19 protein-coding genes are annotated in these 19,259 nt (G+C 34.4%); 11 read left to right on the top strand and 8 right to left on the bottom strand.

Annotated features, from left to right (window positions below; genetic code table 11):
• The first annotated feature begins 40 nt into the window (after window positions 1–40).
• Window positions 41–2,410: a bifunctional diguanylate cyclase/phosphodiesterase gene (locus tag P6N22_RS01520; protein WP_280329511.1), complete on the top strand. Its 2,370-nt coding sequence runs from the start codon at window positions 41–43 to the stop codon at window positions 2,408–2,410.
• Here the strand turns inward: P6N22_RS01520 and P6N22_RS01515 are convergent.
• Window positions 2,397–3,560 carry a dihydroorotase gene (locus P6N22_RS01515; RefSeq protein ID WP_280329509.1) on the bottom strand — a complete coding sequence of 388 codons (1,164 nt, stop codon included), beginning with the start codon at window positions 3,558–3,560 and terminating at the stop codon, window positions 2,397–2,399. The two genes, P6N22_RS01520 and P6N22_RS01515, sit on opposite strands and share 14 nt — an antisense overlap.
• 54 nt (window positions 3,561–3,614) lie before the next feature.
• Between P6N22_RS01515 and P6N22_RS01510 the strand changes: the two genes are divergently transcribed.
• The 4 genes from P6N22_RS01510 to P6N22_RS01495 all read left to right on the top strand — a co-directional run bounded on the left by P6N22_RS01510 (window position 3,615) and on the right by P6N22_RS01495 (window position 7,081).
• Complete coding sequence (locus tag P6N22_RS01510; protein ID WP_280329507.1) at window positions 3,615–3,977, top strand: cytochrome c; 363 nt, start codon at window positions 3,615–3,617, stop codon at window positions 3,975–3,977.
• Window positions 3,974–5,017, top strand: a complete 1,044-nt coding sequence (gene lpxB, locus P6N22_RS01505) for a lipid-A-disaccharide synthase (RefSeq protein ID WP_280329505.1) — start codon at window positions 3,974–3,976, stop codon at window positions 5,015–5,017. The genes P6N22_RS01510 and lpxB overlap by 4 nt, the downstream gene beginning before the upstream one ends.
• Window positions 5,018–5,097: 80 nt before the next feature.
• Entirely contained in the window at window positions 5,098–6,846 is a 1,749-nt protein-coding gene (dsbD, locus tag P6N22_RS01500) for a protein-disulfide reductase DsbD (RefSeq protein WP_280329503.1), read from the top strand.
• Between the two features lie 13 nt (window positions 6,847–6,859).
• Entirely contained in the window at window positions 6,860–7,081 is a 222-nt protein-coding gene (locus P6N22_RS01495) for a (2Fe-2S)-binding protein (RefSeq protein ID WP_280329500.1), read from the top strand.
• Here the strand turns inward: P6N22_RS01495 and P6N22_RS01490 are convergent.
• On the bottom strand, window positions 7,050–9,641 hold the full coding sequence (locus P6N22_RS01490; protein ID WP_280329499.1) for an ABC transporter substrate-binding protein: 2,592 nt from the start codon (window positions 9,639–9,641) through the stop codon (window positions 7,050–7,052). The two genes, P6N22_RS01495 and P6N22_RS01490, sit on opposite strands and share 32 nt — an antisense overlap.
• Window positions 9,641–10,138 (bottom strand): nucleoside 2-deoxyribosyltransferase, encoded by a 498-nt coding sequence (locus P6N22_RS01485; RefSeq protein ID WP_280329496.1) that lies wholly within the window; start codon window positions 10,136–10,138, stop codon window positions 9,641–9,643. The genes P6N22_RS01490 and P6N22_RS01485 overlap by 1 nt, the downstream gene beginning before the upstream one ends.
• 113 nt (window positions 10,139–10,251) lie before the next feature.
• Here P6N22_RS01485 and P6N22_RS01480 point away from each other — a divergent pair, with 113 nt between their 5' ends.
• The 6 genes from P6N22_RS01480 (at window position 10,252) to P6N22_RS01455 (ending at window position 16,687) form a co-directional block, all read left to right on the top strand.
• On the top strand, window positions 10,252–12,183 hold the full coding sequence (locus P6N22_RS01480; RefSeq protein WP_280329495.1) for a thioredoxin domain-containing protein: 1,932 nt from the start codon (window positions 10,252–10,254) through the stop codon (window positions 12,181–12,183).
• 10 nt (window positions 12,184–12,193) lie between these two features.
• Complete coding sequence (gene ppk2, locus P6N22_RS01475) at window positions 12,194–13,126, top strand: polyphosphate kinase 2 (protein ID WP_280329494.1); 933 nt, start codon at window positions 12,194–12,196, stop codon at window positions 13,124–13,126.
• A 43-nt stretch (window positions 13,127–13,169) separates the two neighbouring features.
• Window positions 13,170–13,874: a lysophospholipid acyltransferase family protein gene (locus P6N22_RS01470; RefSeq protein WP_280329492.1), complete on the top strand. Its 705-nt coding sequence runs from the start codon at window positions 13,170–13,172 to the stop codon at window positions 13,872–13,874.
• Between the two features lie 3 nt (window positions 13,875–13,877).
• A complete protein-coding gene (locus P6N22_RS01465; RefSeq protein ID WP_280329490.1) occupies window positions 13,878–14,660 on the top strand; it encodes a pyridoxine 5'-phosphate synthase in 783 nt (260 codons plus the stop codon).
• Window positions 14,657–15,574, top strand: a complete 918-nt coding sequence (pdxA, locus tag P6N22_RS01460; RefSeq protein WP_280329488.1) for a 4-hydroxythreonine-4-phosphate dehydrogenase — start codon at window positions 14,657–14,659, stop codon at window positions 15,572–15,574. The genes P6N22_RS01465 and pdxA overlap by 4 nt, the downstream gene beginning before the upstream one ends.
• 96 nt (window positions 15,575–15,670) lie before the next feature.
• On the top strand, window positions 15,671–16,687 hold the full coding sequence (locus P6N22_RS01455) for a cytochrome-c peroxidase (protein ID WP_280329486.1): 1,017 nt from the start codon (window positions 15,671–15,673) through the stop codon (window positions 16,685–16,687).
• Window positions 16,688–16,703: 16 nt separating this feature from the next.
• On the opposite strand, the gene P6N22_RS01450 is transcribed toward P6N22_RS01455, so the two are convergent.
• Genes P6N22_RS01450 through P6N22_RS01430 form a run of 5 tightly spaced genes read right to left on the bottom strand, consistent with a single transcriptional unit; the run spans window position 16,704 to window position 19,253 of the window.
• Window positions 16,704–16,964 carry a hypothetical protein gene (locus P6N22_RS01450; RefSeq protein WP_280329485.1) on the bottom strand — a complete coding sequence of 87 codons (261 nt, stop codon included), beginning with the start codon at window positions 16,962–16,964 and terminating at the stop codon, window positions 16,704–16,706.
• A gap of 48 nt (window positions 16,965–17,012) precedes the next feature.
• On the bottom strand, window positions 17,013–17,696 hold the full coding sequence (locus P6N22_RS01445) for a class I SAM-dependent methyltransferase (RefSeq protein WP_280329483.1): 684 nt from the start codon (window positions 17,694–17,696) through the stop codon (window positions 17,013–17,015).
• Window positions 17,696–18,322, bottom strand: coding sequence for an ATP phosphoribosyltransferase (gene hisG / locus P6N22_RS01440; RefSeq protein WP_280329481.1), 627 nt, complete (start codon window positions 18,320–18,322; stop codon window positions 17,696–17,698). Before hisG ends, P6N22_RS01445 begins: the two co-directional genes overlap by 1 nt.
• Window positions 18,316–18,933: a type III pantothenate kinase gene (locus tag P6N22_RS01435; RefSeq protein ID WP_280329479.1), complete on the bottom strand. Its 618-nt coding sequence runs from the start codon at window positions 18,931–18,933 to the stop codon at window positions 18,316–18,318. Before P6N22_RS01435 ends, hisG begins: the two co-directional genes overlap by 7 nt.
• Window positions 18,933–19,253 carry a hypothetical protein gene (locus tag P6N22_RS01430; RefSeq protein ID WP_280329478.1) on the bottom strand — a complete coding sequence of 107 codons (321 nt, stop codon included), beginning with the start codon at window positions 19,251–19,253 and terminating at the stop codon, window positions 18,933–18,935. The genes P6N22_RS01435 and P6N22_RS01430 overlap by 1 nt, the downstream gene beginning before the upstream one ends.
• Window positions 19,254–19,259: the final 6 nt, after the last annotated feature.

Below are 19,259 nucleotides of genomic sequence, written 5' to 3'. Positions count from 1 at the left end.
TTAAGTATGCTATTTATATATAAAAGATAAAATATTTTTCATGGGATATATGGGAAAAATTAATAAATCAATTTATTTTATTGCACTTACTGCAATCGCATTTTTTATAGTTAATGAAGTGTCGTCATTTTGGTTTGGTTTGGAGAAAGAGAAACAAGCCGTTTATCAAAAAGACCAAAGTGTTTTGAACAATCTGATGAAAGCTCAACTGGAAAATGTCAGAATCCTCTCTGACCTTTTATCTACAAATGAATTTGTCCTAAAAGGATATGAAGAAGACAACCCAGAAATTATTAAAGAACACATAGGACCAATTTGGAATAAAGTGCGTAATGAAAAGCTGACATATGAGATCCACTTTTTTAAACCGCCTGCAATCTCGTTTGTAAACTTCTCAAACTTCAACTCTCTAGGTAAAAACCTCTCAAACGTTAGAACAGACATTCAATGGGTAACAACATCGTTTCAACCGAGTACCCACTTGCTTATGTGTAAAACATATGCAGGTTTACGTGCTACAAGCCCTATTTTTGATGAAAACGGAAAAATTCTCGGAGGACTCTCTTTAGGAAAAAAAATAGAGTGGATCCCAAGTGTTTTAAAAGAGAATTCAGAACATGAAGCATTTTTAGTTTATAACAGAAAAGCAACAAACTCTCTTATGACAAAATACTATGACGACTTCATTAAAGATAAAGAGATTATCGGTGATTACATCTTAGCGGATCATACTATTGAAATCAGCCCTGACGATATCAAAGGGATGGACTTTACAAAAAAAATTCAAAAAGTGCAACTGCACGGAAAAACATATTACCTCAATATCTATCCGATTGTTGATTTTAATCAAAGAGTAATGGGTTATGTAGGGACTCTCAGCACACTCGAACAGTTCTTCAAAAAATATGAGATAGAGTTTCTGAAAAATTTTATTCTCATTTTGGCAACGGCAATTATTATCTTTTACCTTACAAGAAGAAGAACACTGAGTGTTTTAAAGAAGATTAACTTCCTAGAGAATTTGACAAATAAAATAAAAAGCAAAAAGTTCAAACTTTTACATAGAATCTCATTGGACGAAAAAAACGAACACTCTTTGGCACAACTTCAAAATAACATTATTTCCATGGGCTTGGAACTTGAAAAAGGATATAACAGCTTACAAGAAGAGAACAGAGAAAAAGATGAACAACTCTTTACACAGCTTTACTATGACACACTGACACAACTGCCAAACAGAAACAAACTCTTTGAAGATTTAAATAATGATCCAAAAAGCTTTTTAGCACTTCTTGACATTAAAAACTTTAAGCAGATTAATGATGTTTTCGGTTTTGAAATTGGAAACCTTGTTTTACAACAAGTGACACAAACAGCTCAATTCCAGCTCAATGAGAAAGAATACAGTCTTTACAGAATAGGAAGTGATAAGTTCATCATTAAAAACCATAAACATCTAAGTAAAGACTCTTTTACCAAGTTTATTCAATACATTATGCAGTTAATTGAAAACAACACTATACAAACGGAAAACGACATAAGCATTTCGGTCGAGATGTATGCCGGGATATGTTTCGATATGAGCGACAAACTTGCAAAAGCGGAAATGGCTCTAACAAAAGCTAAAAATCAAAATAAAGAATATGTAATTTATACTCAAGATGATGAAGAAAAAAATACACATACTCAAAATCTAAATACTATTAACAAAATCAAGACAGCTCTTGAGAATAATGATATTCTTGTTTATTTTCAACGTATTGTCAATCCAAACAGAAAGCTTTGCAAATACGAAGCACTTGTAAGACTCAATGACAACGGAACGATCTTATCACCATATTATTTCATCGACATTGCACAGAAAACAAAGTACTACCCAAGCATTACAAAAGAGGTCCTCAGACAAACATTTGAAAAATTCAGAGGAACAGAGTGTATATTTTCAATCAATATAAGTGCCAGTGATATTTTAAACGAGCATACAAAGAATTTCATCAAAGAACAGTTACATACTTGCAGTAATGCGAACCATGTAATCTTTGAAATTTTAGAGTCAGAAGAGATATATAACCTTCCTGAGATAGAAGAGTTTTTTCAAGAGATTAAAAAACTAGGTGCAAGAATTGCGATCGATGACTTTGGAACAGGTTATTCAAACTTTTCATATCTTCTCAAAATTAATCCTGATTTGATTAAGATAGACGGTTCATTGATTAAAAATATCGATACGGACGAGAGAGCACAAAAAGTTGTAAAATCGATTATTACATTTGCCAAAGAATCAAATATTATAACGGTTGCAGAGTTTGTTCATTCCCAAGAGGTATATAAAGTTTGTAAAGATTTAGGAATAGATGAATTTCAAGGTTATCTTTTTGCTGAACCTACTCCAGATATTATACTGGAGTAACAGTTCCAAAAAGTTCTTCAGAATTATAAAGTGAATCAAAATTGTTCACTTTATAACTTTGTGTCGGATCAAATAAAACAAGTTCGGCATCATTCCCAACTTCAATTGTCCCATTATCAGTCGTTAGTTTCAATAACGTTTGCATATCTATAATTTCGCTTTTTACCAGTTTTGTATAGTAAAGTGGAAGTGCATCTGCAAGTGCAGAACATCCGTATGCCGCATCATCAAATGCCACCTCTTTGTTTACAGGCGAGTTTGGCTGATGAAGTGTTGTAAGTGTATCTATCTCTCCTGCTTTTAATAACTCTTGGAGTCTTTGCATATCCTCTTGTGAAGCAAGCGGCGGATTGATTTTTGCGATCGTATTAAAGTCTCTGCACGATTCGTCACAACGTACCAAGTGGTGGATAGAAACCTCACAAGAAACTTTTACACCCTCTTGTTTAGCTTTTGAAATCAGGTCTATACTTCTCGGTGATGCGATAGATTTAAAAAGAATTTTAATATCAAAATACCTTGCGATCTCGATCATCCTTGAAACGTGTAATACTTCACTCAGTTCAGGAATACCAGTAAGTCCAAGATGTGAACTCACGTCACCGTCAAACATCACACCTGACTGAATTAAAGAGTTGTCTTCCGCTTTACAAAAAAGTGTCGTGTCGTACATCTTTACATATTCGGCAATTTTGATCGCAGTATTGTTTTTAGCTATCGTACTCATATATGGAGATGTAGCCCCTTTTTTAAGTAAAATTGCAATGTTAGAAAGACTAAGGTCCTCTTGAAGAGTGTTTAGCATTAGATCAATTTGAACATCGTCAATATCTTTAATACTATTTTGTGCAAATTCAAGAACAACTTCGTTATCTATGGCAGGCTTAGTGTTTGGATTGATTATAACCCTTCCAACACCACCTTGCTTTGCCTCATTTGCGATAGCATGAATATTTTTTGCATTGAGTGTAGCATCTAACAAACTTACGTTTTTATCTACTAAAGACGGAATAAGATAAGCACCTTTTGCATCAATAACTTCATCATCTTTCAATGATGTACCTATCTCTACAATTTTTCCGTCAACTACTTTAACGTCCACCTCTTTAGAGCCGTTTACGTCGCATACTATCGCATTTGTTATTACCATGTTTACACCACCTCTGATATAATTATGACATTATAAAGAAAAAAGGCTTAAGAGTTGCGTGTTATCCTAACAATTTTTTTACTTTCTATGTCACTTTTTGCAAAAACTCCTTACGAAAAAGGAAAAATACTTTATATGCAAAAAGGGTGTAATAATTGTCACGGCAATAGAGCCGAAGGAATGCAACGCTCCCCTTACCTAGCCAACCGGGCAAAAGGATTTCTTACATATAAACTAAAACGTTTTCGAAGCGGTAAAGCAGATACACAACAGCAAGAGATCATGATCATGTTTACAAGTACGTTAAGCGATGAAGATATAGACAACTTAACTACATACTTAGAAAACTATCATGATGATAAAAATGCTGAACGCTACGATGACAGCTATCAAACTTGGGGAGACGGCGGATCATGAAACTACTCGTATCGGCACTGGAGCATTCGGCAAATGTACATTTAACATCACTAACAAAAGAGTTAGGTGATGATGTTGAATTACTAGGAATATTTGATAAAAAACTAGGTAATCCTATCGTAGATCTGCAATCACTTGCGATTATGGGACTTGTAGATGCAATTAAAAAGATCCGCTACTTTTTCAAGCTGGCAGACAAGATGGTAGAACTCTCTGCAGAAGCTGATAAAGTACTGCTTATTGACTCTTCCGGATTCAACTTGCCTCTAGCAAAAAAAATCAAGAAAAAATATCCAGACAAAGAGATCATTTACTATATCCTGCCACAAGCATGGGCATGGAAAAAAAAGCGTATACCTGTACTTACAAAAACTATTGACAAACTGGCATCTATTTTACCTTTTGAGCCTTCATACTACCCGCAAGAGGCAAATATAAAATATGTAGGACATCCTCTAATGGATCAGATCACTGTTTTTAAAGAGCAGTTAAATGCAGAGATCAAATCTATCGCCTATCTACCTGGAAGCCGTAAAAGTGAGATCAGACGTCTTATGCCTGTTTACAAAGAGTTAATTCAAACTCTCAATCTTGACGCTACTATAGTCATCCCAGAACATTTCTCACAAGAGGAGATTAAAGACCTTTACGGAGATCTCAGCGGTGTGACTATTTCACACGATACACATAAAACACTCAATGCTGTAGATTTTGCTTTTGTTTGCAGCGGGACGGCAACACTTGAGGCTTCTCTAATCGGAACGCCTTTTATTTTGGTATATAAAGCTAAAGCACTCGATTATTTCATCGGCAGCAGACTTGTAAAGCTTGATCATGTAGGGCTGGGTAATATTTTGTTGGAGAAGTACAAGAACATTACACTTCATCCAGAGTTCTTACAAGATGAAGTGACAGCTAAAAACTTGCTTGAGTGTTTTAACAACTATAATCGAGATGATTTTTTACAGAATGCCAAACTTTTACGTGAGTATCTTAAACACGGTTCTTCCGAAAAAGTAGCACAATGGATAAAAAAATAATATAAAGTAGAACTTTACGTTTTTCGTATGTAATTCTATGTTATACTTAAAATCAATTAATTTATTAAAATAGGACAATAATGAAATTTCTTTTAAAAGCTATCCTCATATTCATTTTATCAATTACATCAAGCTTGGCAGCAGGTTTTTTAATGCCGGATCAAGCATTTCAACCATATGCAAAAGTCAATGACAAGATGGAAATAGAAGCGGGAATAACTCTTGGAGAAGAGATCTACGTATATGAAAAGCAACTAAAAATGGAACTTCTCAATACAAAAGATGTCTCTATCAAAAATATAAACAAGCCTGCACCGGTTGAACACCACGGTGACATGGTTTATATAGAATCTCCAAAATACATCTTAACACTTCAAGATACATCTGCAAACAAAGGTGTTAAGGACCTAAAACTAAAAATATCTTACCAAGGATGTTCAGAACAAGGTTTATGTTACGAGCCTTATACAAAAGAGTTTGACTTAAAAGTCGATACTTCAAAACTTGTCTCAAATACTGAAGAAAAGCAATTGCCTGTTGCAGAAGAAGATACAAAATCTGAAACAGACATCATCTCAGATACTATCAAACACAGTGGTTTCTTCGTTATTATTGCAACATTTTTCATTTTCGGTATTCTCCTTTCTTTAACACCGTGTGTGTTTCCTATGATCCCTATTATCTCAGGTATTATTATCTCTCAAGGACATGGTTTAACAACTAGAAAAGCGTTCGCTCTTTCTGTAGTTTATGTACTTGCTATGGCTATTGCATATACAATTGCCGGTGTGTTAGCAGGACTTTTTGGTTCAAACCTTCAAGCTGCTCTTCAAACACCATGGGTAGTTTATTCATTCGCTGGTGTTTTTGTAGCACTTGCTATGTCAATGTTTGGATTTTATGAATTAAAGGTACCTGAAGTCATTGTTTCTAAAGTAAGTCAAAACTCATCTCAAGGTGGTTATATCGGTGTAGCCATTATGGGATTTTTATCTGCATTAATTGTAGGCCCTTGTGTTGCAGCTCCACTTGCAGGTGCACTTGTTTACATTGGACAAACCGGTGATGCATTTTTAGGTGCTACTGCACTGTTTAGTATGAGTATCGGTATGGGATTACCGCTTATATTAGTAGGAGTAAGTGCTGGTAAATTTATGCCTAAACCTGGTGCATGGATGACTATGGTAAATGCAATCTTCGGTGTTATCATGCTCGGTGTTGCTATTTGGATGCTGGATAAAGTGATTTCAAATGAGATTACAATCCTTCTTTATGCTTTAGTAGGTATCGGTTTTGCACTTTATCTGGGTGCATTTGAAAACCAAACTCATATCTTTAAACGTACTATCGGTGTTATACTTTTTATCTATTCTCTTACACTGTTTTTAAGTTTCTTAGCAGGCAAGACAAGTATGACTCAGCCTCTTGGATTTTTAGCAGCTTCAACGACAAGTGTACAAACAACCAAGCAAGAAGAACTTCAATTTGAAGTTGTAACTTCTTTAGAACAACTAGATACTGTTTTAGAAAAAAACAAAGGTAAAAAAATAATGCTTGATTTTTCTGCTGAATGGTGTGTAGCTTGTAAAGAGTTTGATGAAGTCACATTTGCTGATCCTGCAGTGATTACAGAGCTTAAAAAATATGTACTTGTACGTGCAGATGTAACTGCTAACGATGAAAATGCAAAAGCACTTAGTAAAAAGTATAAAGTGTTCGGTCCTCCTGTAATTATCTTTTTTGATAAAGAGCTTCAACCTATACATTCAAAAACAATCGTAGGTTTTACAAAGCCTAAGAAGTTCTTAGAACACCTTCAATCTCTTTAATTTAGGAATGTCTATGTTAGATTCAAATACAGAAGTATGTATATGTAATTCACTTACTGCTAAAGAGATTGCAGAGTGTATTAAAAAGCATAATCTAAAAACATTACAAGAAGCTATAGAAAATAGTGAATGTCCAATGGGTGACAAGTGTGAAGCTTGTCACGATGAAGGTTTTAATAATGACGGGATCAATATCCCTCTTGTTATTGCTCTTGTGAAACAGGGGAAACTGTAGGTAGATAGATTTTAAAAATCGTTCTCCCCTCCTCTGTCTCAACTTTAATTGAACCTCCAAAATGTTTCTCTATAATCATTTGAGACATATATAACCCCAAACCTGTACCGTTTTTCCCTTTTGTACTGAAATACGGTTCAAACAGTTTTTCTAAATGCTCTTTTGGTATACCACCTGCATTATCTTCAATAGCAATTACGATTCTGTGCTTTTCTTGTCTTAAAGAGATATTGATCTTTTTATGATGCATGTTTGATGCTTCATACGCGTCAATCGCATTGTTTAAAATATTTAGAAGTACCTGTACAAGTTCATTGACATAGACTTGTGCCTTAATAGATTCGTAGATCTCTACATTTACTTCTATATCTTTCAACCTAGCTTTAATTAATGTAATAGCTTTTTCGATCAACTCTTCTAACTCTATCTCTACAAATTCTTTGTCTTTACAGAAATATGTTTTAAAATCATCTACTGTGTCAGATAAATAGATGATTGTTGCATTAATAGCCTCAAACGTTTTTAAAATCTCTTCTTTATCTAATTTATTTTCTAAAAGATACTGCAGTTGTATCTGTGAAATCTGTAATGTAATCGTATTTAACGGCTGTCTCCATTGATGTGCGATCATACTTACCATTTCACCCATAACGGCTTGTTTAGACTGATGTGTTAAAAGCTCATCTTTTGCTATAAGTTCTTCTACTTTTTGCTCTACACTGTCTTGAAGGGTTTTATTGTAGTCACGCAGCCGTTTTGTTTGTTCTGCAACCTGTTTTTCAAGTTCTTTATTAAACGATCTTAGTTTTCTTTGGTAATAAAGCATCACCAATAAAATAACTCCCATCACTCCTGCAATTTTAATTACAAGTGAATAATCCATTGTTTTTTGATAACGGGTTGTTCTCCATGTATTTAGTATGTTGTCCATTCTATCTTTAGAAATTCTAGTTAAAGCTTTTTCAATAATTGTATATAAAACGGGCTCTGATTTTTGTACACCTATACTTGCAGGAGCAGGATATTCTTTTGCTAAAAATCCATTGATTTTAAGCTTACCGTATCCATATTTATCTATAAGATAATCAGCCTGTAAATCCAGTGAAGCTATAGCATATGCCTTGGATGAAAGCACCATTTTCACCATCTTGTTTTTATCGTTTTCTACAACAAAATTAATATAGGGATACAATGAATGCAAATACTCCTTAAATGAAGGCATCTGTACAACTATTGTTTTGTCTTTCAGCTCTTCAGGAGAGAGTACGAACGATTTATCTAATTTACTAATTAAAGTGTAATGCACATTGATAAAAGGTTTCGTAGCTTGAAGTGTCGGGTACTCGTCAGAATTTGTTCCAAATGCAGAAAGAATTTGACATTCACCATCTTTTACTTTTTGTTGCAAATCCTCTTTTGAACTTGAAGGAACAGCTTCAAAACTGAGCGATGTTGTTTGAGCTATATCGTTAAAAACATCTGACATTATTCCTGTCATTTTTTCTTTTTTTACCCCATCTATAGGATATTGATCAGAATACGTACAAACATTAATAACTGGGTTTTGTTGAATATACTGTTTTTCCGCTTCACTCAAACACAGGCTTTTATTTACGTAGTCATAATTAAAAATAAAATTTGAAAGTCCTTTTTGTTGATCAAGGTTGTACTGCTTTTTAAAAAAAGACATCTGCTTGTTTAAAAAGTTTTTATCTATAGAGCCTATATCATATGTATACGGGAGTATAAGCCTTTCAATTCCGTAAGCTTCGTCAAGAAGGTCCTCTTTAGAAAGTTCAGGAGCATATTTTTTATGTATTAGTTCTATAATCTCTTCTTTATGTGCCAATGCATACTGCCACCCTTTGATAGATGCATTTCTAAAGTTGATTGCTCTTGATGGATGATTTTTGATCTCATCTGCTGAACTAAAGAGTTCCATCTGTAGTATATAAAGGTTCTCATTACTTGGATCAAACACATGATATTTAATCCCTCTTTTATTGAGCTTGTATAGTTCATCAGACATAAATACAGTCATTCCGTCTACTTTACCATCTATAAAATCATCAATAGTATATTTATAGTTTAACAGTTGAATATCATCTATGTTAATGTTGTAAAAATCTAAAAACGGTTTGAAGTTTAATATAAAATCTTCTTTCGTAGAAGAGAGAATCTTCTTGTTTACTAGGTCTTTGGGGGACTTTATTTCAGGATGTACAATCATGACTAAAGCAGAACGTTTAAAGAAAGAAGCAACCAGTTTAATAGGTTTGCCTTTTAGATAGTCGATCAAAGTTGAAGAGTTATATATACCGTAAGTAGAAATACCGCTGAGAACATCCTCTTCTATTTGTGTAGAGTCTTGATACTCTTTAAGCTGTACATCCAAACCTACATCTTTATAAAATCCTTTCTCATATGCAGCAATAAAACCTGCAAATTCAAACTGATATTTTCCATTCAGTTGCAAAGAGATCTTTGCAAGTTTTTTTTCTTCTACAGTAGCAGCAGATAAACTCACTATATACAGGAGGGAAATAATTAAAATTCTCATTATGTTGTTAGTGCCTTTAAAACATCTTCAAATTTTCCTGCATAAATTTTCTTTATAGAACAGGCTATCATTAAATTGATCGGATAATCAAAATCCTCTATTATTCTCTTTTGTGTATCCAAAAAATGTTCCTCTTCTATAAACTTTTCATCATTAGAAAAACTTTCTATATAAGGCTTGGTACTCTGCATATATCCATAAACTTCTTTTCCTAAAGCACAGGCATAACCGCATTCCCATACGGTACCGCTGTCAGGCTCTTTTCCTCGAAAACTGTTAAGATTGGCAATGACGATATCTGCTTTTTGTATCATTCCTACATTGGCTTCATATATATCTTGTGCAATTTTTTGCTTTGGCTGGGAAAAATCTACTACATTATCTAAAGGATATAAGCCTTCAAATCCATATATTTTACATAAAGCTACTAGTTTTTTACCGATTTCAATCGAATTTTGTTCAAAAACATCAGGACCGGCTATATAAATTTTTTTCATAAAAAAAACCAAATTTAAATATTTTTTTTGTAATTGTAACATTTTCTTTTCTTTAAGCGCAAAATTAGCCTCTTTATCTTACTCTACACTAAAATATAATAACGAGAGATTTTATGGCAAACAGATTAGAAAAAGAGGATTCACCCTATCTTCAACAACATAAAAACAATCCTGTAGATTGGTGGCCTTGGTGTGACGAGGCATTTGAAAAAGCACAAAAAGAGAATAAAGCAATTTTTATAAGCATCGGTTACTCATCATGTCATTGGTGCCATGTGATGGAGGAGAAGGTCTTCGAAAATGAAGAATGTGCACAAATTTTAAATGAGAACTTCATCTCCATTAAAGTTGATCGTGAAGAGCGTCCCGATATTGACAAACACTATCAGGAAGTATATCAACTCTTAAACCGCCGTGCAGGCGGATGGCCAACTTCAATCTTTTGTACACCACAGAACAAACCGTTTTTTGCAGGCACTTATATTCCTCCGGAAGCACATACAGGAGATGTTGAAGGTATGGGCTTTAAAGACCTTACATCACTGATTGCTCAAAAAATTGAAGAAAATGATCCAAAACTTTACGAAAATGCCGATGAAGTGGAAAATTTTATCAAGCATGTTGAACATCCAAAAGAGGCTACTGTTTTAAAAGCGGAGTTTTACCTTACGTTTATCAATCAGGCAAAAAGCAACTTCCAGCCAAAATACGGAGGATTTTCAGTGGAACCGAAGTTCCCGCACGCTTCCACACTCAAAGCGCTGCAAGTGATAGACAACTTATATGATGACAAAGCCATTCAAGCGATGATTACACACACACTGGACGAGATGAAAAAAGGTGGTATGTATGATCTCGTTGACGGTGGTTTTTGCCGCTACTCTGTAGATGAAAAATGGTTAGTTCCCCATTTTGAGAAAATGTTATACGATAATGCTCTGCTTTGTTCTAACTACCTTGAAGCTTATCTGGCTTACAAAGATGAAAAGTATTTACATACCGCTAAAGAGATAGCAGACTTCTGGTTTAACCATATGAGTGAAGAGAACCTCTTTTACAGTGCAAGTGATGCTGACAGCGAAGGTGAAGAGGGAACTTACTTTACTTACACATATGAGGAAGTCTATGATCTTCTTACGCAACACGGTTATGATGAACCAGGTGCAATGTGTGAAAAGATGAATGTAACTTTACAAGGAAACTTTGAAGGAAAAAACATTATCCGCTTTGACAACGAAGTCCCGACATGGTTTGCTGATGTAAAAAAACTTTTACAATCGATCCGTGGCAAAAGAGCATATCCGTTTATTGACAGAAAAGTACAAACATCTTGGTCTGCCATGATGATCTATTCCCTTTTCCAACTAAGCAGTGTTGATGGCTCTTATGAAACAAAAGCGATAGAGGCACTTGATGCACTTTTAGCAAAAATGTTTGTTAATGGCACGCTATACCATACATCTCTGCCTGAAAAAACACCTAAAGTTGAAGCATTCTTAGAAGATTATGCCTTTTTAGCAAAAGCACTGCTTAGTGCATACAAAATAACTCAGGATGAATATTATCTCATCCAAGCACAAAGAATGGCAAATAAAGCGCTTGAAAACTTTTATGAGAAAGGCTTATGGAACTTCAGTGTAGGAGAGTTTAAAACTAAAGCTGAAGTGACTGACAATACATACACAAGCAGTGTTAGTATTATTGTGGACGTACTTCTCACGCTTGGAATGCTTTTAGAGGATGAAAAATATACACACTTTGCGTTTAAAACGATGGAATACAATTCTTATGATCTTGGACGCCGTCCGATTTATTATCCATATATGATGATTCAAGCACTACGTTACATCAAAGGTGATAGGATTGTTAAATCGACTTTAACTAATCTCAAAGAAAATCGTAGTAAACTTGGAGCTATAAGTTATCCGTTTACGATTCTTAAATCAAGTGATGACAAAGATTTTATGATCTGTGGAGAAAAAAGCTGTTTTGCAAATACTTCAGATATTGATCAAATAGACGAACTGATACAAAAAAGTTTATAAGGAGCATTTTATGGGCAAAAAGAATATGGTTGCAGACGAATTGGCAGAAGGTTCGGCACTTGAAGAAATTGTCCATGAAGATCGCCGTAAATCAGTTACTTCCAAGACTAAACAAGACAGAAGAAAATCAAAAAAGAAAAAAAGAGTATCTGTTTGGGTAAAAGAAGAAGTTTTAGAGTACGAGAGTGAACTAAAAAGGCTTCAGATTGAACTTTTAAAGATGCAGAACCATGTCAAAGATACAGGGCAAAAAGTGCTTATGATCTTTGAAGGGCGTGATGCTGCCGGCAAAGGGGGTACAATAAAGCGTATTACTGAGCATCTAAATCCTCGTGGTGCCAGAGTTGTTGCCCTGGACAAACCGAGTGATACTGAAAAAACTCAATGGTATTTTCAGCGCTATGCAGAACATCTTCCATCTGCAGGTGAAATTGTTTTGTTCGATAGAAGCTGGTATAACCGGGCAGGTGTAGAACCAGTTATGGGCTTTTGTACTCTTGAAGAACACGAGGAGTTCTTACGTGAAGTACCGGAATTTGAAAAAATGTTAGTCAATTCAGATATCCGTATTTTTAAATTTTATTTTTCTGTTTCAAAAGGTGAACAGAGAAAAAGATTTCTAAAAAGAAAAAGAGATCCTCTCAAACAATACAAACTCTCTCCCGTTGATCTCAAATCACAAAAACTTTGGAACAAATATACAGTAGCGAAATTTTCCATGCTGATGGCATCACACACCTCTCATGCTCCGTGGACAGTAATACGTTCAGACAATAAGAAAAAAGCAAGAATCAATACCATAAAACATATTCTCAGTCATTTCGATTATCCAAATAAAATAGAGCAAGAAGAACTCATTACCGACAATGAAATCAAAATTTCAGCCCAAGACGAAATCAGGCTCATGGAAAGAGAAATGAGTTTACTAAGCACTAAAAATTAATCTTTTTTGGCTATAATCTCCTTTTATATTTTTGAGGGTAGCTATGTTTAAAGATCTTGGCAAATACTTATTTATGATAAAGCTTGGGTACAAGTATATCGGTATATTTAAGAAAACTTTTTTTCATCCTTTTATCTCACAAAAGTATGCTTACGAAGAACTCTCAAAATCACGCCAAGCATATTCAAATAAAGTTTTAGAATTTTTAAATATCAAAGTAGAGATTGACGGTGAACTTCCAAAAGAGGATAAGATCCTTTATGCTATCAACCACCGTTCACTGCTTGACATCATCGTAATGGAAAACATTTTTTCAAGATATAACAAAAACGGCACATGGATCGCAAAACAGGAACTTTTCGACAGCTTTTACGGAAAGTTTTTCGAATATAGCGGCTGTATCAGTGTTGATCTTGAAACTAAAAAAGGGTTAATAAGTTTTTTTAAAACTATCAAAAATACTTTTAACAAAGTAGACAATATGAACCTTTATATCTTCCCTGAAGGTGAAAGATATAAATCAGAAGGTATTAAAGAGTTTCAAAGCGGTGCTGAAAAAATTGCAAAAGCTAACAACTTAAAAGTAGTTCCCGTATATATTAACGATCAGCTTGAAAAAGTTTTTCAAGCTTCTCCATTTGAAGATACATACATAGTTAAAGTACATATCGGTGATGTAGTGGATTATCAAAACTTAGAAGAGAAATATCTATCTCACTATAAAACATCATTAGAAAAAGGTTTATAATAGATGAAATTAGGTGTAAATATTGACCATGTTGCCGTACTTCGTGAAGCTAGAGAGGTAAACGATCCAGATATTTTACAAGCACTTTACGTTGCTTGTCAAAACGGAGCGGATCAAATTACAATTCATCTTAGAGAAGACAGACGCCATATTCAAGATATAGATGTTAAAAATATCATGATGCTCTCAAAAGTACCTGTGAATCTAGAGTGTTCTATCAATAAAGAGATTATCGATATTGTATGTGAGAACAAACCGCACCGTGCGACACTCGTACCCGAAAAACGTCAAGAGGTAACTACTGAAGGCGGTTTAGATCTTTTCAGTAATGAAACATATGTAAAGTATGCAATCGATAAACTAAATGCAGCAGAGATTCCTGTTTCACTTTTTGTAGACCCAAGCATAGAAGCTATGAAAAAATCTAAAGAGTTAGGTGCACAAATGGTAGAGTTACATACCGGTCACTTTGCAAATCTTTTTGCAATGCTAAACTCTGCACTTCCATACTCTAACCACTCAGTCAAAGAGTTAGAGCTTTCACGTTCTGAACTTGAAAAAGGACTGCAACAAGAGATCGAAAAAATTAAAGAAGCTGCAAAACTTGCAAATGAGCTTGGTTTAGAGGTAGCTGCAGGACACGGACTAAACTATCATAACGTAGATAATATGGTAAATATTCCGGAAATTATTGAGCTTAACATCGGTCAAAGTATTATTGCACGCAGTGTTTTTACTGGTCTTGATAAAGCTGTACAAGAGATGAAAAGACTCACAAGCAGATGAAACCAAAAATTGCGATCTCCATTGGGGATCTTAACGGCGTAGGTCTGGAAATTGCCTTAAAATCTCACAAGGCAATCTCACAATTTTGTTCCCCTGTTTACTGTATCAGCTACACAATGCTGCATCAAGGTGCGAAACTTCTTAACCATGAACTCCCAGAGGATCTGCAACTTCACGAAATCGATGGAGAGTTTACTATTGAAGCAGGACAAGTAAGTAAAGAGAGTGGTCTATACTCCTATAACTCTTTTATGGAAGCTATCAAACTTTGTGAAAACAAACAAGCCGATGCAGTCGTGACCATGCCTATCCATAAAGAAGCTTGGAAACTTGCAGGACTTGATTTTGTAGGTCATACCGACCTGCTCCGCAAACACTTCAACCAAGAAGCTATAATGATGCTTGGATGCCCTGAGATGTTTGTAGCACTCTTTACGGAGCATATGCCGTTAAAAGAGGTACCTTCTCATATTACTTACGAAAAAATATCGCGGTTTCTTTTTGATCTGCAAAAAAGTTTGGGAGATAAACAAGTAGCAGTTCTAGGGCTAAATCCTCATGCAGGAGATAACGGTGTACTCGGGAGTGAAGAACGTGAGATTGAAAAAGCTATTGCTCATGTAAATACAACTTTAGATAAAGAATTGTTTCATGGATGTATCGTTCCAGACATTGCATTTACGCCCTCATTTAGAAAAAACTTTAACTACTATGTAGCAATGTATCATGATCAAGGCTTAGCACCTCTAAAAGCACTTTACTTTGATGAAAGTGTCAATATATCACTCAATCTTCCAATTATTAGAACATCCGTAGATCACGGTACTGCTTTTGATATAGCCTACCAAAACAAGGCACAAAACCTTAGTTATATCAATGCAATAAAATCTGCATTAAACTTTATAAATAATTAAACTTTGCTAATATATACTTAAGCATTAGAGGTTATAATTTTGGCATCCTTAAAGGATAATTTTTTTCCTTTAATACATTTTAAATTGGAGTATATAATGAAAAAGTTACTATTATTATCTGTAGCAGTTGCAAGTTCTTTAATGGCAAATACTGTAGCACAAGAAGCAAAAGATGCTGGTTTAGCACCAATTCCAAGTGATAAAAAAGCACTTATGAAACTGATTGACAATCCAAACAACCCTATTACGGATGCAAAAGTTGAACTTGGTAAACAACTTTATTTTGATCCAAGACTATCTAAAAGTGGTTTTATCTCTTGTAATTCTTGTCACAATTTAAGTGAAGGTGGTGATGACGGTTTAGAAGCTGCTATTGGTCATAAATGGACAGTAAATCCACACCATTTAAATTCTCCAACTGTATATAACTCTGTATTTAACTCTATTCAATTCTGGGATGGAAGAAGCCCACACTTAGAAGACCAAGCGCAAGGTCCTATGCAAGCAGCCCCTGAAATGGCAGCAACAAAAGAACATGTTGCAGCAGTTGTAAGTTCTATGCCAGAATATGTAAGTGCATTTAAAAAAATCTACGGAGATGATGTAAAAATTGATCTGGCAAAAGTAGCAGATACTATTGCTGTATTTGAAAGAACTCTGGTAACTCCATCTAGATATGACGACTTTTTAAACGGTGATGCCAAAGCACTTACAAACGCAGAACAAGAAGGATTAAAAACTTTTATCCAAGTTGGTTGTACAACATGTCACACTGGTGTAGGACTTGGTGGAGAATTAAATGTATTTAACGCTGTAAACACTTACAAATACAATAATGTAGGTGACTTTAAAGGTGATGCAAATGGTATGGTAAGAGTACCGACACTTAGAAATATTACACAAACTGGACCATATTTTCATAATGGTATGATGAAAACATTACCTGCAGCAATTAAAGAGATGGGTAGAGTTCAATTAGGTTTAGATCTTTCAGACAAACAAGTAAGTGAAATTGAGACTTTCTTAAAAGCTTTAGACGGAAGAAAACCGGCTATAACAATGCCAATTTTACCAGCTTCTACTGATAAAACTCCACTACCGGATATTAACTAAAAGAGGAATTCCTCTTTTAGTCTAAATTGTCTGGAGTTAATCCAACTTCTTCTAAAAAGTGGCGTAACTGTACTATAGAATCTTTATGTAACTCATTGTTATGTGAAAGAGATATTGAATGCTCTTTGCCTTCATAGTGCAATAATAAACGATGTTTTTTTGACATGTCTATCTCTACCCCATAATGCTCTAATGCATGAACTAATTTCGTTACATCAATATTGCCGGCAATTGGATGTTCAAAAACTTTTTCGATCTTTGGTTTATGTTTACTCATTTTAATCCTTTTTATTTAACTGATATATACTGTAATCATATATATTCATTATCGCTTTTTAAAGATTAAAAGTGTCTTATCTTCTGTATCGTAAAGTGAGAAAGTTTGTTTGTCAACTAATTTCAATGATGTGAGGTTTTGAAAGAATTTTATTTTATGAAAGTACTGAACAATCGTATCTTGATACTTTGTATATCTTCCATCTTCATTTTTTTCAAACAGTGTAAATTTTGTATGGAGTTCATTGTTTTCAAAAATGGCATCAACACTTAAGAACTCATCGTCACTATCATTACTCATTGAACCTTCTGCAACATCTTTAAAGCCGTAGATAGTATTGATATCGGCGATAAATATTCCGTCATCATTGAGTTTAAGCGCTATTGCATCTAAAAACTTTGTCAGTGCTTCTTTATCCATAAAGTTAAGTACGTCAAAAATACTTACGACTGCGTCATACGTGCCTTCAACTTCACTCACGTCAATACACTCTGCATCTAAGCCTTGTTCTTTACATTCATCTATCATGAACTGACTTAAATCAACACCTTTACATTGTACACCATCACTAATCATACGACGCATAAAACCGCCGCGTCCACAGCCTACATCTAAAAGTGTTTTTACCTTATAATCTTCTAATTCCGAACGGTACAGATCATAAAGTGCTTCTGTTGCTTCTTCAATCCCTAAAAGGTGTTCAGCCTTTGCATATAGGTCTAAATTTGTCATTAAGCGTTTTGCTCAGCTTTAATTACTTTATTGATCTTCTCATAGATATCTAAAACTTCATCTTTTTTTGCAACATAAGAGTTTTTATTTGCGATTAGATAAGTCGAACTTGTCATAATATCTTGAACAACTTCTAAACCGTTTTGCTTCATTGTAGTGCCTGTTTCAACAATATCTACAATCATATCAGCTAAACCGATAAGCGGTGCAAGTTCAATCGAACCGTAAAGTTTGATTATTTCAACACTTACAGCACGTTCTTCAAAGTATTTTTTCGTGATGTTTACCATTTTAGATGCTACTTTTAACTCAGGCTTTGTCAGGTCTAACTTCTCACCCTTTTTCATCCCTATAGCCACTTTACAAACACCGCGTCTTAGATCAAGCAGACGAACAACGTCAAGCCCCTGCTCTTCTAAAGTGTCTAGTCCAACTACACCGATATCTGCCGCTTGATGATAAACATATGTTGCAACATCTTGATTTCTTACAAGTAAAAAGCGAAATTTTGGAGTATCTAAAATAAGTTTTCTATCGTCAAATTTGAAACTGTCTCCAAAAATAGTTTCAAAAATCTCTAGTGTTTCTTTTGCTATACGACCTTTTGGAAGTGCAACTGTTAGCATAAACCAGCCTTTGTTATAATCTTTTTCATCCCGTTAAAAATCAACTCTTGATCGAGTATGGCATCGGGAAATAGTTTTTTAAACTCTGACGCGTCTCCACCAGTTAAAATAATCGGTAAATTTTTACTTTTTATCTCATCAACAAATGGTTTGAGATACCCGTAACTGATCGCGTCTTGAGAATTTTTCGCCATTTTACCCAAATCTAGCTCAAAGTTAAATGAGTAATCGAGTGCAGAAGAGATATTTTTGTAACATTCCTGCATCGCTCTCATACCCGGATAGATAAAACCACCTTCAAAACTACCTTTTTTTACCACATCAACAGTAATCGCACTGCCTGCATCAATTACAACTGCATTAGTTACAGAAGCAAGAGCAACGATGCGGTCAATACCCATTGTTTCATAATATTTTGAGCGGTCGATAAACTGTTCTAAATCGATCCAGTTATCAAGTATTTGCAGTTTTTGTTTGCTTTGGACATTTACGGAGATAAAAAAAACTTTCTCGGTAATAGATGCAGGATTAAAGTCTTTTACAGAGTGTTTAAAATCCTGTGTAGAGTTATTAAAATGGTAAGAGGTATTTCCGATATCACAAAGAAGCATTACTGGATTTTCCAGCCTACTTCTTTAAAAGCTTTTTGTGCTTTAGAACATAAAGGAGCATCTATGAAGAGAATCTTTTGTTTAAAATTATGTTCGCAGAAAAGTGTAAGTTTTGAATAAATCTCTTCAAATTTATGTACATCTTTCATAAGCAATCTGCTTTTTTGGCTCACTGCAAAAATAGCCCAAAAATAACCATTTATATCTGTAGCAACATAAATTTTAATCTTATTTCTGATTCCTAATTCCTTAGGATTTACTTCTTGCATTTTTTTAAAAATCTTTCCCTTTGTACGAAGGGAATCAACAACCATTTGCATATCTAT

It is taken from the genome of Sulfurimonas sp. C5 (genome assembly GCF_029872055.1).
GTDB lineage: Bacteria > Campylobacterota > Campylobacteria > Campylobacterales > Sulfurimonadaceae > Sulfurimonas.
This window is presented reverse-complemented; position numbering and strand designations above follow the sequence as displayed.